At 56.9% G+C, this 14204-nt stretch carries 14 protein-coding genes; 3 read left to right on the top strand and 11 right to left on the bottom strand.

Features of this window, described 5'->3' with window-relative positions:
- The first annotated feature begins 348 nt into the window (after window positions 1–348).
- Together GSQ70_RS13345 and GSQ70_RS13350 are read left to right on the top strand one after the other, a co-directional pair.
- A complete protein-coding gene (locus GSQ70_RS13345; RefSeq protein ID WP_158782991.1) occupies window positions 349–828 on the top strand; it encodes a hypothetical protein in 480 nt (159 codons plus the stop codon).
- A gap of 15 nt (window positions 829–843) precedes the next feature.
- Complete coding sequence (locus GSQ70_RS13350; RefSeq protein ID WP_158782992.1) at window positions 844–1269, top strand: DUF3830 family protein; 426 nt, start codon at window positions 844–846, stop codon at window positions 1267–1269.
- Window positions 1270–1299: 30 nt separating this feature from the next.
- Here GSQ70_RS13350 and GSQ70_RS13355 read toward each other — a convergent pair whose 3' ends face one another.
- Entirely contained in the window at window positions 1300–2304 is a 1005-nt protein-coding gene (locus tag GSQ70_RS13355) for an alpha/beta fold hydrolase (RefSeq protein ID WP_158782993.1), read from the bottom strand.
- 87 nt (window positions 2305–2391) lie between these two features.
- Here GSQ70_RS13355 and GSQ70_RS13360 point away from each other — a divergent pair, with 87 nt between their 5' ends.
- Window positions 2392–3021 carry a TetR/AcrR family transcriptional regulator gene (locus tag GSQ70_RS13360; RefSeq protein ID WP_158782994.1) on the top strand — a complete coding sequence of 210 codons (630 nt, stop codon included), beginning with the start codon at window positions 2392–2394 and terminating at the stop codon, window positions 3019–3021.
- Window positions 3022–3240: 219 nt separating this feature from the next.
- Here the strand turns inward: GSQ70_RS13360 and GSQ70_RS13365 are convergent, their stop codons facing one another.
- The 10 genes from GSQ70_RS13365 to GSQ70_RS13410 form a co-directional block, all read right to left on the bottom strand.
- Complete coding sequence (locus GSQ70_RS13365; RefSeq protein WP_158782995.1) at window positions 3241–4212, bottom strand: PDR/VanB family oxidoreductase; 972 nt, start codon at window positions 4210–4212, stop codon at window positions 3241–3243.
- 1 nt (window position 4213) lies between these two features.
- Window positions 4214–5584 carry a type III glutamate--ammonia ligase gene (gene glnT, locus GSQ70_RS13370; protein ID WP_158782996.1) on the bottom strand — a complete coding sequence of 457 codons (1371 nt, stop codon included), beginning with the start codon at window positions 5582–5584 and terminating at the stop codon, window positions 4214–4216.
- A gap of 9 nt (window positions 5585–5593) precedes the next feature.
- A complete protein-coding gene (locus GSQ70_RS13375) occupies window positions 5594–6580 on the bottom strand; it encodes an aldo/keto reductase (RefSeq protein ID WP_158782997.1) in 987 nt (328 codons plus the stop codon).
- Window positions 6581–6589: 9 nt separating this feature from the next.
- Window positions 6590–7756 (bottom strand): aromatic ring-hydroxylating dioxygenase subunit alpha, encoded by a 1167-nt coding sequence (locus tag GSQ70_RS13380; RefSeq protein WP_158782998.1) that lies wholly within the window; start codon window positions 7754–7756, stop codon window positions 6590–6592.
- Between the two features lie 11 nt (window positions 7757–7767).
- Window positions 7768–8841 carry an LLM class flavin-dependent oxidoreductase gene (locus tag GSQ70_RS13385; protein ID WP_158782999.1) on the bottom strand — a complete coding sequence of 358 codons (1074 nt, stop codon included), beginning with the start codon at window positions 8839–8841 and terminating at the stop codon, window positions 7768–7770.
- A 36-nt stretch (window positions 8842–8877) separates the two neighbouring features.
- Window positions 8878–9795: an amino acid ABC transporter permease gene (locus tag GSQ70_RS13390; RefSeq protein ID WP_158783000.1), complete on the bottom strand. Its 918-nt coding sequence runs from the start codon at window positions 9793–9795 to the stop codon at window positions 8878–8880.
- An 87-nt stretch (window positions 9796–9882) separates the two neighbouring features.
- Window positions 9883–10653 carry an amino acid ABC transporter ATP-binding protein gene (locus GSQ70_RS13395; RefSeq protein ID WP_158783001.1) on the bottom strand — a complete coding sequence of 257 codons (771 nt, stop codon included), beginning with the start codon at window positions 10651–10653 and terminating at the stop codon, window positions 9883–9885.
- Between the two features lie 18 nt (window positions 10654–10671).
- Window positions 10672–11433 carry an SDR family NAD(P)-dependent oxidoreductase gene (locus tag GSQ70_RS13400; RefSeq protein WP_158783002.1) on the bottom strand — a complete coding sequence of 254 codons (762 nt, stop codon included), beginning with the start codon at window positions 11431–11433 and terminating at the stop codon, window positions 10672–10674.
- Entirely contained in the window at window positions 11421–13091 is a 1671-nt protein-coding gene (locus GSQ70_RS13405) for an FAD-binding protein (RefSeq protein WP_158783003.1), read from the bottom strand. The genes GSQ70_RS13400 and GSQ70_RS13405 overlap by 13 nt, the downstream gene beginning before the upstream one ends.
- Window positions 13091–13981, bottom strand: a complete 891-nt coding sequence (locus GSQ70_RS13410) for an ABC transporter substrate-binding protein (RefSeq protein ID WP_158783004.1) — start codon at window positions 13979–13981, stop codon at window positions 13091–13093. The genes GSQ70_RS13405 and GSQ70_RS13410 overlap by 1 nt, the downstream gene beginning before the upstream one ends.
- Between the last annotated feature and the right edge of the window lie 223 nt (window positions 13982–14204).

Raw genomic sequence — 14204 nt, forward strand, 5'->3', positions numbered from 1 at the left:
TTCCATTAACAAACAAAAAAAAGCATTTTTAAATATCTGGCAGAGTTGACGCTATTTTAGCACATTATCTCAGTCGCTCCCGATGTCTGAAATTTGCGTTAAGGTGATGGCAGGCCGGTGTGCCGCTACAGGGCACTTCCTGCTGTTCAAACTGGTGCAAGCACACTGTCTTACAGCGTGAAAATCGCTCCTACAGAACGCTCACAAAGCAACCCATTGTTAATTAACTGGTTAATTTACAGTCAAGTCTGGCACAAACCTTGCAAAATTTAATTACTCAATTAATTAATTGGGACCATGCCGCAGGTCGGGCAGGATTCAGACAATGCCAATAACAGGAGAAAAGTTATGACGGTTGATGACGCGATCGCGCTTTTCGATCAGCAACGAGAAAAAATCTGGTTCGAGCAGCCAGCCGAAATCGCCGCGCTGGGCCGGGGCGAAGTGCCGCGCGGTACTGGTGCACGTGGCCAGTATCTCAGCACCATTATTTTTGCTGAAGGGGAAGCCCGTACGCTGGCCGACGAGATGCTGTGGGGATTGATCCGCGTGGCGGAAGATAATCCTGAGGCGGCAGATTTAAAAACGCTGCAGATGATCATTCAGGAAATCATCGGCTACAAGGCTGATTTCTTTGATTTTGTCAGTCTGCCGGAGGCGGCAAAGCTGCTGCACACTTATGTCAGCGTCGCTGCCGGTTGCCGGACGCTGGACGAGCTGGTTCGCCTGTCGCACGCGGCCCTCTCATGGGCTAACCGCCTGCATATGTGGGTCGACTTTATTCTTCCATGGGGGCTGGGTGACGGCTTCCGCCGCGTCAAAGCCTGACAGCCTGGAGAGATCATGAAATTACAGATGAGTGTGGCGGGCGAGAAAGTCTGCGTGATTGAAGTGTGGGATGACAAGGTCCCCAACCTGTGCAAGGTGCTGCGTGAAAAGCTGCCGATGAGGAGCGTACTGCAACATGGCAAGCTGATTGGCGATATGGTGTTTTTCACCATGCCAATTGTCGCTCCCTGGGAAAATAAATATAAAACTGAAGATGTTGGCAAGCTGCGCCGCGAGCAGTATGGGGAAGCAACCGGTGCAGTCTGCTATTACAGCCCGCGCCAGCAGTTCTGCGTGGTGTATGGCGACGATACCGCAGCGGAACCGCTGCCCATTTCCTATATTGGGGAAGTGGTGGAAGGTGCACTGGAACTGCGCGTTACCGGGTTGGAAACCTGGTTCGATCAGGGCCGCGTGGTGGAACTGAGCATTATTGACTGATGCCCGGCAGGCCGGTTACTGACCGGCCTGTTATCCCAGCAGATCCCGGATCGCCTGTTCAATCTGAGCAGTTTCTTCTGCAAAACGTCCCGGTGCCCCGGCACAGTGGCCGAACGGTGAAATAATGGGCCGGAACTCGCCGTTTTTAAGCCGCTCGCACTCCAGCTTCCCCTCCTCCAGCGTGAAATAGCTGTCGGTATCACAAGGCATCACAATCGTGCGCGCCGTTATGGCTTCCAGTGCGGCATGCAGATTGCCCTGATAGCAAGGCAGATCGCCAATGTTTGCCTGCTGCCAGCTGTAAAGCATCGCCAGCAGATTGTGGGCATCCCAGCTCTGGTGGTCAGCGCACCATTCATCCAGTAATGCCTGCTGGCTGTCGAACCCCAGCCGCCGCCATAGCTGTTCGCGATAAAATTGTGCTGAATAAGCCCAGCCTGCATAGCAGCGGCCAAAAGCCGCCAGCCCCTGTAAGGGAGGCTGAGTATATTGTCCGTTTTGCCAGAGTGGATCGGCCTGCAGCGCGGCCTTCACCCCTTCGAGGAAAACATAATTCAGCGGCCAGCAGCGGGCGGAACCACAGATGGCCAGCAAATTACGCACCCGCTCCGGCCAGGCGGCCGCCCAGTGCCAGGCCTGCATCGCGCCCATCGACCAGCCGCTAACGAGGGCAATTTTTTTAATCCCCAGCGTCGTGATCAGCAGTTGATACTGGGCATTAATATTGTCGATCAGCGTCACCTGCGGATAGCGGCTGCCAGGCTGGTTCAGTGAATTGTCGGGCGAGGTTGAAACGCCGTTACCAAACATGTTGATTAGCACGATATACCAGCGGGCAGGATCCAGTGCTCTGCCTTCACCTATCAGCGGATAGTAGCTCTGGTGCGTGCCAGTGTAGTAGCTGAACAGCACCACTGCATTGTCCCGCGCGACGTTTAGTTCACCAAATGACTGCCAGCCAATCGCCGCCTGCTCAAGCACGCCGCCGTGCTGTAAATCAAGGTCGCCCAGGTAATGAATTTCATGTTGGTTCATGCGGATTCTGCCTCTGAATATGATATGATTAATTAACTAGTTAACTTAATTTACCGGGCTCAGCGCAGACGCCATAAGGGTGACCAGATGAAGGAAGCGGAACGTTCCACCAGTGAAACCGGCAGGAAGGCCAAAAAATCCCAGAGCGAAGTGGCCGAGCTGTTGCAGTCGTCTGCCTTCGAGCTGTTTGCGCACCAGAATTACTCCTCGGTCAGAATTAAAGATATTGCCACCGCCACCGGGCTGAATTCGGCGTTGATCTATTACTATTTTGGCTCAAAAGAAGACCTGTTCGTTAAGGTGATTGAAACCGCCGTGGAGAATGCCTTCCGCAAGTTCGACAGCGTGATTGGCAGCGAAAACGGCCCGAAAGAGATTCTGTTTCTGTGGATTGAAATCCACATTCTGCAGTTCCATCTGCTGCAAAAGCTGGCAAAAATCAGCCTCGACTACTCCAGCACCAATGGCCGTATCCCTTCTATCGATAAAGCGATCAAAAAGTTTTACGAGAAGGAGTCGGTGATCCTCAAAAATACCATCAAGGAAGGCATTGCTGGCGGGCAGTTCCGCGAAGTGAACCCGGCCGATATGGCAATGCTGATCTCAACCTTCCTCGACGGCGTGCTGTTCCGCAACGTGATGTTCCCAACCTTTAAATACAAACATGCGATTCAGGTGATGCGCGAGTTTGTGTTCGAACAGTTGGAACCCCGTTAGTCGCTGATATTCTTGCGTCAGGTAACGAACTTGCTGCCTGAACAGTTGCACTGGTGAAGTCTGCTTCCTGAATAGCTGAACGTCCGGTGTTCGCCAGAGGGCCTTGTATTTGTTCTTTTCCCTCATTCACAACTCAGAAGTTTGTGGGGGAGCGGTAAGGTGGAACGCACCGGGTGTTCAACACCGACCTTCCAATCCGCTTCAGACGTAAATCAAAATCTACTCCGGGGCATCAATCACCAGAACCGGCGATAACGACCGCGAGCAGCACGGCATCACCCTCCGCTGTGCCGTTTTCTGCTCGTTGGTCAGGAAAGCGTCACGATGATCGGCCTCGCCTTCCACAATATCCAACGCACAGCTGCCGCATTGCCCTATGCCACAGGAAATCGCCACCTCGTAGCCCGCTTCGATCAGTGCTTCGGCCATCGTCTGCTGACCATTAACCCAGATGCGGCGATCCTCACCGGCAATTTCCAGCCAGAATCCCTGCTCATCCTCCTGTAAGGCCAGCGAGAATGACTCAGCAAAAATCCGCTCATCGCCCACGCCACGGGCAGCCAGCGCCTCACGAGCAGCCTGCATAAATGCGCCATTGCCACACAGATACACTTCCGTCTTCGCCGTCAGTCCGGTAAACAGGCTTTCATCGATCGCCGAATGAGCCTGTAAGCCGAAATGCTCCATGCTGCCAAAAGCACTTAGCGTATCGCTGCGCCCAACGTAGTGAAATGCAAACTGGCGGGAGCAAACTTCGGCCATCGCCAGCAGCGGAGTGATACCAATACCACCGGCCAGCAACAACCGGGGCGTAATGCCATTCTCCTCAAACGGCAACGGGCCGGTTGTCGCCCGTGACAGCGGATCGTCCCCCTTTCCCTGAGGAAAGTTATTCAGCGGGGGACTTGCCCAAAGCACGATGCCAGGCAAAGCATGTTCCTTTAACCAGCTTCCACCACCACGTGAATGGCGGGTAACCAGCACCGCAATACAGTAACGGTGCTGCTCCGCTGACGAGTTATACAGGGAGTATTGCCGCGCCAGACCGTTACCCAGCTGCAGCGTGATATGCGCTCCGGCGGTAAAAGGCGGCAGCAAACCGCCCTCTGCCGCCTGCAGCTCCAGCAGCAGCACACCCCCCTTATCCCTGCGCTGCGTGACCCGCAGCGCTAAAGTCTGGCCGCCGTTCATCCTAGAAAATCGTACTGTAACGGTCGATTTCCCACTGGCTGACGTGCAGGTGGTAGCTGTTCCACTCCTGCAGTTTGTATTTTACAAACTCGTCTTTCAGCGCCTTGCCCAGCGTCGCTTCCACAAACGGGTCGCTGTCAAAAGCCTCCACCGCTTCCAGCAGGTTTTGTGGCAGGAAATCAATCCCGCGGGCCTTACGCTCCTCTTCGCCAATCGCGTAAAGGTTGTCTTCATTCGGCTGACGTGGGTCAATCTTCTCGCGAATGCCTTCCAGCCCGGCTGCCAGCGCCAGCGTTGCCGCCAGATACGGGTTCACCGCACCGTCGGCATTGCGGGATTCACAGCGCCCGCCGCCAGCCGGAACGCGGACCGCATTGGTACGGTTGTTGGAGCCCCAGGAGTTAAACACAGGTGCCCAACTGAAGTAGCTCATCGCGCCCTGGCGCACCAGACGTTTGTAGCTGTTCACCGTGGGTGCGAATGCGGCACACAATGCACGGCCGTGCTTCAGCAGTCCGCCAATAAAGTGGTAACCGGTTTCACTCAGCCCCAGCCCCCACGGATCGTCCTGGTTACCCGGCTGATGTTTAAACAGGTTATCGCCGCTTGAAAGATCGTAAAGTGACATGTTGAAGTGCGCGCCGGTGCCGGTTTTGTCCGCAAACGGCTTAGGCATGGTGGTCGCCACCAGCCCCAGCTCTTTGGCGTAGTGCTTGGCCATAAAACGGAAAAAGATAAAACGGTCGCAGGAAGTGAGTGCATCGGCATAGTTGAAGTCGAACTCGTACTGCGAGTTGCCGTCTTCGTGGTCCAGCGAGTAGAGATCCCAGCCCAGCGCATTAATAGTGCCGGAAACTTTGTCCAGCCAGGCAAACTGGTCAACAAAGCCCTGCAGGTCGTAGCAGGGTTTGGTCAGCTTGTTGTCCTTCGCCGGTACCGTCAGCGAACCATCTTCTTCACGCTTCAGCAGGTAAATTTCGCACTCGATCCCCAGATTGAAGCCAAAGCCCATCTCGTTAGCCTGCTTCAGCACGTTCTGCAGCGCCACGCGGGTGTTGAGGTCATAAGGCTTGCCCTGGAAGTGATTATCGGCAGGCATCCAGGCGATTTTCGGTTCCCACGGCAGCTGGATGATATGGTCAAGATCCGGTACCGAGGTCAGCTCATCTTCATTCGGCAGCTGACCGAGGCCGTCCAGCGCATAACCGGTATAGCGCTCCGACCCGGCAGCCATATGGCTCAGGTGCTCAATCGGCACCACTTTGCCCTTGGGCACGCCGTGAATATCCACGTAGGCCCCGATGCAATACTCCACGCCCTTCTGCTTCAGGGACTCTTTAATTTCTGCAATCTGTCCGGCTGTTTTCATCATCACTCTGCCTCAGGTATGTTCGACGATCGGGTGCGGGACATACGGCGCTTCTAACAGGCCGATCTCCTCCGCAGTAAGGGTCAGTTCACTGGCGGCGACCGCCTCTTCAAGATGGAGAAACCTGGTGGCACCGATGACCGGGGCCGCCACAGCTTTGCGGGTGAAAACCCACGCCAGCGCGATCTGCGCCTGCGACACACCGTGTGCTCTGGCAACATCGGTCACCGCCTGAATGACCCGGCGATCGGCATCGATAGTTGCGCGATAAAGGAAGTCGGCATAGGAATCTTTACCGCCACGGTCGCTGCTCTGCTGCTGCTCTACCGGACGGGTCAGACGACCACGGGCCAGCGGGCTCCACGGCGTCACGCCCACCCCTTCGCTGGCACACAGCTCCAGCATCTCCCGTTCTTCCTCGCGGTACAGCAGGTTGAGGTGGTTCTGCATAGCGATAAAGCGCGCCCAGCCGTGGTATTTCTGAACCTGCAACGCCTTGCTGAACTGCCACGCAAACATTGACGACGCGCCGAGATAACGCACCTTGCCCGCCTTTACCAGGTCATGCAGTGCTTCCAGCGTCTCCTCCAGCGGCGTTTCATAATCCCAGCGGTGGATCTGATAGAGGTCGATATAATCAGTACCGAGGCGGCGCAGGCTATGGTCGCATTCGGCAAAGATCGCCTTACGCGACAGCCCCTTGCTGTTCGGCCCCTGCCGCATCGGGTTATACAGCTTGCTGGTGATCACCACTTCGTCGCGGTTGGCAAAATCCCTTAGCGCCCTGCCCAGAACTTCCTCACTGGCACCTTTGGCATAAATATTCGCGGTATCGAAGAAGTTAATCCCCAACTCCAGCGCTTTCTTGATAAATGTCCGGCTCTGCTCTTCGTCAAAGGTCCAGCTGTAACCGCTGGCCGACGGCGGCGCATAGGTTACGCAGCCCAGACTGAGGGCAGAGACTTCCAGGCCGGAGTGGCCCAGCTTCAGGGTTCTCATAGGGGGTCCTTATACGGCCAGTTTGCGTTTCAGGTAGTTGGCAAGGTGCCAGACCGAGGTTTCCAGATGGCTGAGGCGGCCAGGCCTGGCAAGCTGCGAGCGGCTGCCGCGCTGCTGTTCGGCGTTAATTTCCAGATCCTCCGCGACGATGGTCATCACCCCACTTCGCATGCGATCAACCGTTGCCGGGAAATCCTCACGTGCCGCCGCTTCCTTCGAAACCAGCACCACGCGATGCCACTGCGACATCGATTTGCTCATCGGCAGGATCACGTTGAGCGTCACGCGGTCCGGGTTCAGTGACATCAGGCAGGTCGGATAGAGCAGATAGAGGTCGCTGTGGCGCAGATCTTCCCCTTCCAGCCCGCCAAAAGGCACCAGCCCCTCGGTGAGGATTTCACTGAGTTCGCCCCTTTTGCGCAGCGGTTGATGGCACACCGTCCACCCCGGCGTGTCTTCACCAATCCAGGTGAGGCGGCCCGGAAAACTGTCCTCCAGCGTGGTGCGGTGCACTCCGGCGTGGTGGTAGCATTCGATAAAGGTTTCCACCGCCATTTTCCAGTTGAACGGGCAGTCGTAATCGAGGGTAAAGGCGCACTCTAACTCCGCGAGGTGATACTTGTTCAGCACCGGCAACAGGTCGCCAAAACGTTCGCTGAGTGAACCGATGGTGGCGGAGAAGGTAACGAAAATCATACCAGCGACGATTTCGTGGCGGATCTGGGGCAGCTGACAGTTATGGCGATCGAAGCCTTCAGCCTGCTGCATGGAGGGCGCGCCGGTCAGTTTGCCCTCGGTGTCGTAGCTCCAGTTGTGGAACGGACAAACGAAAACCTGCGCGTTACCACTGCCGCTGGCAATCGGCACCCAACGATGCAGGCAGACGTTGGACATCACACGCACGCCCTCAGCCTTGCGCACTATCAACAGCGGCTCGCCGATCATATCGAGGGTGAAGAAGTCATTTTCCTTCGGCAACTGGCCCATATGTCCGACGAACAGCCAGTCTTCGCGCAGCACCTTCTGCTCTTCAATACGGTAGAACTCATCGCTGTTATAAGCTTCTGCTGGCAGCGTTTCTGCCCTAAGCGCGTTGTCACTCTGCTGCGCCAGGATCCGCCGGGCAATGGTTTCGCCGTCGTCAAAACGGCACTCGATTTTCTGTTCAGTGTGCATAACATTCCTCCTCAACGGGCCATAGCAGGATTGAGATCGACAGTGATTTTGCCTAAGTGGGCTTCCAGCAGCGGCACGACTCTTTCGCCAAACAGCTCCAGCGAACGACGCGCTTTCGCCAGCGGCATATCGCCAAACTGGAAAAAGCAGTTGTAGTGGCTCGGCCTGATTTCACGCACTTCGCTGATGATCCGTTCGGCGACGGTTTCAGCATCGCCGAACATCAGGTTGTCGCAGACCTGGTCCAGTGAAGGCTCTCCGGCAAACGGCGGCGCTTCGATAAACGCCTCTCCGGTCACCTTGGTGTTGCCCTGCAGCGCCGCAATCATTCTGGCGACAAACATCGCCCGCCCGGCAGCTTCGCGCGCTTCGCTGCGGCTGTCAGTGACGTGAATATATTGCTGCACGGCCACCGGCATATCACCGTTTAGCCCCGCTTCCTGCCAGCCAGCGCGGGCATCCCGCACCATCTGGCGCAGTTTGTGCGTCCCGCGGTAACCGGCAGTCATAAACGGCGTCGCCTGCCAGGGTTCAAAGGCCTTCAGTACCGCCGGATTGGTGGAGGTGACATACAGCGGCGGCAACGGTTGCTGCAGCGTATCCAGCAGAAAATCGGTATACAGCGGCGCGCCGGAACGGCTGGCAGAGAGGGTTTTTCCGGCGGTCAGCGCATCGCTGACAAACTGCCAGTGCGCCAGCAGCTGTTCAGTACGTGCCTCCACATCCAGCCCGTAACGGTCAAACTCCCAAGCCTGATAGCCGCTGCCGATCCCCAGCACCAGCCGCCCTTCGGTCAGGCGATCCACCAGCGCGATCTCCTGTGCCACCCGCATCGGCTGGTACAGCGGCAGGACGATCACCGCCGTGCCCAGCCTGATGCGACTGGTGTGACCCGCCATATGCGCCGCCATCATCAGCGGCGACACGCTGATTGAGTAGTTGGTAAAGTGGTGTTCGGCGAACCAGGCCGTTTCAAAGCCAATCGCCTCCGCCACCTGGATCATCTCTCGCGTATCGCGGATAACGCCCTGCAACCCGCCAGCATTATCTTTGAAAGACATTAAGTTGAATAAACCCAGCCTCATGTTCTTCCCCCGGTCAAAAACAGTTATTGAGTGCGCTTAACGCACCCGGCCTTTGCTGTAATGTTTTTCTATGCGGGTCTGTACCGCGCTGAGCAGCGTGGTGGCGACCAGATACCAGATGCAGGCAACAATCAATAAAGGGATATTTTCGTAAGTTCTTGAATAGATCGCCTGCGCGGAATAGAGCAGGTCCGACAGGGAGATCACGCTGACCAGCGAAGTGGTTTTCAGCATACCGATAATCTGATTCCCGGTTGGCGGAATGATAAACGGCACCGCCTGCGGCAGGGTGACCCGCTTCAGGTACTGGTTTTTACGCATACCCAGCGCCCTCGCCGCTTCCTGCTGGCCGTCATCCACCGAAGAGATCCCGGCGCGAATAATCTCGGCCATATACGCGGACTCATTCAGCCCCAGCCCCAAAATCGCCGCGGTCCATGGTGTGATCAGGTCATTCATGCTGCCAGACCACAGCGAGAAGACGCCGGGAATGCCGATGTTCACCGTCGGATAGAGCGCGGCCAGGTTGTACCAGAAGATCAGCTGAACCAGCACCGGCGTGCCGCGAAAGAACCAGATCCAGCCGCCGCTAAAGCCCACCAGCAGCGGATTGGATGACAGCCGCATCACGGCGATCAGCACACCCAGCACAATGGCCAGCGCCATAATCACCAGCGTCAGCCAGCTGGTGGTTAGCAGCCCGCTGAGGATGGTCGGCGAAAACAGGTATTTGCCAACCGTCGCCCAGCCAAAGTTTTCGTTGGTGATCATCGATTCGGCCACCAGACCGATCAGCGCGGCGATCACCAAAGCGGAGATCCAGCGTCCGTAATAGCGCGAAGGAACCACTTTCACATCATCGTGCGGCCACGGGTTCTCTCTGGTGGCTCTCAGTCTGCTGTCCTGCAGCGCCTGCTGGTTATCGGTCATGGCGATTCTCTTTTCGTTACGCATGGTGGATCCGTACTGAAATTCGAATTAATTAATCGATTAATTAACATTGCAGATAAGCGAAGTCAACGCCTTTACCCGCTTTCACGATTACAAAATTCTGGTGAGGAAATCCCGCGTGCGCGGATGGGCTGGCGCACTGAATATTGCCTGCGGCGCCCCGGTCTCCACTATCGCGCCGTTGTCCATAAACGCCACTTTTGACGCCACGTCGCGGGCAAAAGACATCTCATGAGTGACAATGACCATGGTCATGCCCTCTTCTGCCAGGCTGCGCATTACGTCCAGCACTTCACCCACCAGCTCGGGATCGAGAGCAGAAGTCGGCTCGTCGAACAGCATCAGCGTCGGCTTCATCGCCAGCGCCCGGGCAATCGCTACCCGCTGCTGCTGACCGCCCGACAGCGCCGAAGGGTAAGAGTGATAGCGGTGGCTCAGCCCGACGCGATCCAGCAGCGCCTCCGCTTCCTGGCGGGCCTGAGCTTTCGGGATCTTTTTCACCGTCACCGGCGCTTCCATCACGTTTTCCAGCGCGGTCATATGGCCAAACAGGTTAAAACGCTGAAACACCATGCCGATATGCATCCGCTTACGCGCCACTTCGGCCTCTTTCAGCTCGTATAAACGGTCACCTTCTCGCCGGTAGCCGACCATTTCGCCATCGACATACAGCGCCCCACCGTCAATCTTTTCCAGATGATTGATGCAGCGCAGAAAGGTCGATTTCCCCGAGCCGGAAGGCCCGATCAGACAAACCACTTCCCCCCTGCCAATAGTCAGGTCGACGCCCTTGAGGATCTCGACGCCGCTGAACGATTTCCGCACCTGATGGGCTTCCACCACCGTGCCTGCTGCTGTCATCGCTTTCCCCTTTACTGGTTACTGCGTCATATACCAGGTACTGGCCCCGCCACCGTCGACCACCAGCATCTGTCCGGTAATGTAGCTGGCAGCCTCTGAGGCCAAAAAACAGACCGTCTGTGCAATCTCTTCCGGCGTGCCAGCCCGTTTTAACGGCAGGCGCGTCACCTCCTCAGCCAGCCCCGGCTCGTGCTGCTGCCAGCCGGAATCTGCCGGGCGGATCGGCCCCGGACTGACGCCGCAGACACGAATGCCGAGCGGAGCCCATTCCAGTGCCATCTGTTGGGTCAGGTTCACAATCGCCGCCTTCGACGGGCCATAAGCGCCCGCACCGGGATAACAGCGATGCGCAGAGGCTCCGGCAATGTTGACCACCACGCCGCCCGCCTTCATGCCTCTGACCACTTCGGTACTGACCACGAACGTGCCATTCAGATTGACGTTAACCACCTTCTGCCACTGTTCGTCCGTCAGTGAAAGCAGCGGAGCCTGAGCGGTGGCACCTGCGTTATTGATCAACAACTGAATGCCGCCCAGTTCTTCGCTGATCGCCTGTACGGCAGCGGTGACCTCCGTACGTAAAGTCATGTCTGCCAGCCAGAAACCGGCTTTCACTCCCTGTCCGCGCAGCAGATTCACGGCGTGCTCTGCCGCTTCGCTGTCCGACCTGACAAGTAATGCAATATTGACGCCATTGCTGGCGAGCGTTTGCGCAATAGCCAGCCCGACGCCTTTCGAGCCGCCGGTGATCAGCGCGGTTTTTCCCGTTAATCCGTGCATTGCTGCACCTCCGGATAGCGTTCAGTTTCCTGCATGACGCCCTGCGCCAGGGTGCGACCGCAAATGTAGCCCCAGGTCAGATTCGGCCCCAGGGTGGTGCCTGCCCCAACCGCGCGGGTGCCAATCGGATTGGCCATTCCCACGCCCGCACAGAACAACCCCTGAATAATGTTTCCGTTACGGTGTCGCACCCGGCCATACTCATCCGTGCGCGGGCCGCCTTTGGTTGCCAGGAACGTCCGGTTAAACGGTATGGCGATAAACGGCCCGTTCTCAATCGGCAGCAGACCGCCGCGCAGCCGCTTATCGCTTTTGCCATGCGCCGACGAGAGATGACGCTGAAAATCAGTGTCTTCTCCCCGCAGGCAGAAACCGTTAAACCGGCTGACCGTTTCCTGCAATACCGCCTCAGGCAGATTAATCTCTGCTGCCAGCGCACTTAGCGAATGAGCCTTGCGCAGCCAGCCCGGTGTCCGCCAGGCGTAATAACGCAGCAGCGGAGAGCGGCTTAACAGACCGGCATCGGCAATCATCCAGGCCGGAAGATGAGCAGGCATTCCGCTCTCGTCCCGCGCATCCAGCGCCTCGCCAAGGTTAAATGTGAATTCGTTAACAAACCGCCTGCCGTGCCGGTTAACCAGAATGGCATTCGGTTCATACTGAAAGAACACTGACAGGCCGTACGGCTCTCCCAGATAGCGGGCCGGGATACCGCCGCCGATATTGGCCTGATCCATATGCGCCAGCTTCGCGCCCACGTCCTCTGCCATGCGATGCCCATCGCCGCTGTTGCTCCGTGGACTGGCAATAAAATCCGTGCTGCCAGGAAAATGCTCCGTGCGCCGTTGTGCATCCCATTCGAACCCGCCACAGGCCAGCACCACACCCCGTGCAGCGGTAACATGCAGCAGCTTGCCGTGCTGGTTGAGCAATGCACCGCTAACCCGGCTATCGCCGCTGGTTAACAACTTCTCCACCCGCGCATCGGTTTCAATCCGGCAGCCGAGCCTGCGGCAACCTTCCAGCAGGCCGGTGACCAGAGCTGCACCTTTGGTTCGCGTGCGGGTTAGTGCCCGCCAGGCCAGCTTTGGAGCCATCCGCAGGCTTTCCCGCAGCGGGTGATGCCAGATATCCAGCCCGATAGTTTCATGGTAGGTGTAGAGCTGCGGCAGCGGCGAAGGCCGTATTTTCCAGCTTTTTTCCGCCAGCACGCTGGCCCGCAGTGGCAATGGTGCCACCATCCTGCCCTGTTTTATTGCCCCGCCGACGTTAGCCAGCGGATCGCCTTCAGATGTCAGTGCAAAACGCAGTGGCGTATGCTGTTCAACAAACTGCAGCATTTCACCAGCGCTGTCGGCAAATGCCTGCCACAGCGCAGATTCTGTCGCTTCCCACCCCTCGGGTGCGCTGCCTGTCAGATAGCGCATCACCTCCTGTGGTGAATCGGCAATCCCTGCCGCCCGTGCATGATGATTGGCCGGAACCCAGGTAGCACCACCGGACATCGCGGTGGTGCCGCCCAGCCAGACGGACTTCTCAGCGATAATCACCGACAATCCTGCTGCCGCGCTGCGTAGTGCGGCACTTAATGCCGCACCACCAGAGCCAACAACCAGCACATCGCAGTGCAGCCTGTTGTCACCCGTCAGCTGAACCATTACAGCGGGTCAGTACTGGTCAGGTTGATGCCTGGTTTTTCCAGTTTCATCGGGCCAAGGTTCCATTTGTCCATCACCCTGTCGTAGGTGCCGTTCTCTACCAGCACGGTCAGGGCTTTTTGCAGCACATCGGCCAGCTGTTTGTTCTCATGCGCGACCACGATGCCCAGGTAGTATTTCGGCATTAATGGCATGGTGACGGTGCGGATTGGCTTCGGCGCTTTCTTCCTGATGTCATCCACCGAAGCGGCATCGTTGAGGACAAAATCAACGCGACCGGAATAGAGCGCCAGCAGCACCGCATCAGCGGAAGCCAGGGTCACTTTCTGGATATCCGGCTTGCCGTTTTTGATGCAGTAAGGTGAGTAGATTTCGTTAATGGCGTGCTCGAAGTCAGTCCCGGTCTGCAGGCCTACCTTCAGGCCACACAGCGTCAGCGGATCGTCTTTGATGTTTTTTTCCGTCGCAAGGGTGTACACCTCGCTGGTGGCGTAGGCGTAGTTTACAAACGTCACCTGTTTTTCACGCTCCAGGCTGTCGGAGATACACTCCATCGCCACATCAAAACGACCGCTTTTCACGCCCGGGATCAACCCGGCAAAGTCGATTGAGACCGGTTTCACCGTCACGCCCAGCACCTGGCCCAGCGCGTCCCACAGATCCGGCTCAAAGCCGACCATGGTTTTGTTATCTTCAGCGAAGGATTCGCAGGGTGGATAGTGCGCATCGGTAACCAGATTGAGGGTTTTACTGCTGCGGATTTTTTCGGGTAACTGCGCGTGCAGTGCGGCATCCATCGCCAGCGGTTTATCAGCCGCAAAGGAGTAGAGCGAAAAAGCGCCAAGGGAGCAGGCGGTGATGGCGCTTAATAACAGTGTTTTCATTCTCATGCTTTTAACTCCGGATAAGAAGGCGTGTCGCCTGTAGGCCCTGATGATAAAAAAAGCAATAAGCGAATCAGAACGTTGCCGGTCACACTGTCCGTACGTTCCTGCCAACAGAATTGCAATGCCTGTGCCATTTTTTAAATAACTAATTAATTAATTGCCTGACAAGGCTTTGCCTGCCATTGCGCGGCATTGCACAGAGAATGAGCGGTGAAATTATCACCAC

Source organism: Pantoea sp. BAV 3049 (assembly GCF_009765445.1).
In the GTDB taxonomy this organism is placed as follows: Bacteria; Pseudomonadota; Gammaproteobacteria; order Enterobacterales; family Enterobacteriaceae; genus Erwinia.

Excerpts from the sequence above, each read along its gene's own strand:
- GSQ70_RS13365 (WP_158782995.1), bottom strand. The coding sequence starts at position 4,212 with ATGAACGGCGGCCAGACTTTAGCGCTGCGGGTCACGCAGCGCAGGGAT.
- GSQ70_RS13360 (WP_158782994.1), top strand. The coding sequence starts at position 2,392 with ATGAAGGAAGCGGAACGTTCCACCAGTGAAACCGGCAGGAAGGCCAAA.
- GSQ70_RS13405 (WP_158783003.1), bottom strand. The coding sequence starts at position 13,091 with ATGGTTCAGCTGACGGGTGACAACAGGCTGCACTGCGATGTGCTGGTT.
- GSQ70_RS13390 (WP_158783000.1), bottom strand. The coding sequence starts at position 9,795 with ATGCGTAACGAAAAGAGAATCGCCATGACCGATAACCAGCAGGCGCTG.
- glnT (WP_158782996.1), bottom strand. The coding sequence starts at position 5,584 with ATGATGAAAACAGCCGGACAGATTGCAGAAATTAAAGAGTCCCTGAAG.
- GSQ70_RS13350 (WP_158782992.1), top strand. The coding sequence starts at position 844 with ATGAAATTACAGATGAGTGTGGCGGGCGAGAAAGTCTGCGTGATTGAA.
- GSQ70_RS13355 (WP_158782993.1), bottom strand. The coding sequence starts at position 2,304 with ATGAACCAACATGAAATTCATTACCTGGGCGACCTTGATTTACAGCAC.
- GSQ70_RS13385 (WP_158782999.1), bottom strand. The coding sequence starts at position 8,841 with ATGAGGCTGGGTTTATTCAACTTAATGTCTTTCAAAGATAATGCTGGC.
- GSQ70_RS13395 (WP_158783001.1), bottom strand. The coding sequence starts at position 10,653 with ATGACAGCAGCAGGCACGGTGGTGGAAGCCCATCAGGTGCGGAAATCG.
- GSQ70_RS13375 (WP_158782997.1), bottom strand. The coding sequence starts at position 6,580 with ATGAGAACCCTGAAGCTGGGCCACTCCGGCCTGGAAGTCTCTGCCCTC.
- GSQ70_RS13345 (WP_158782991.1), top strand. The coding sequence starts at position 349 with ATGACGGTTGATGACGCGATCGCGCTTTTCGATCAGCAACGAGAAAAA.
- GSQ70_RS13380 (WP_158782998.1), bottom strand. The coding sequence starts at position 7,756 with ATGCACACTGAACAGAAAATCGAGTGCCGTTTTGACGACGGCGAAACC.
- GSQ70_RS13400 (WP_158783002.1), bottom strand. The coding sequence starts at position 11,433 with ATGCACGGATTAACGGGAAAAACCGCGCTGATCACCGGCGGCTCGAAA.
- GSQ70_RS13410 (WP_158783004.1), bottom strand. The coding sequence starts at position 13,981 with ATGAGAATGAAAACACTGTTATTAAGCGCCATCACCGCCTGCTCCCTT.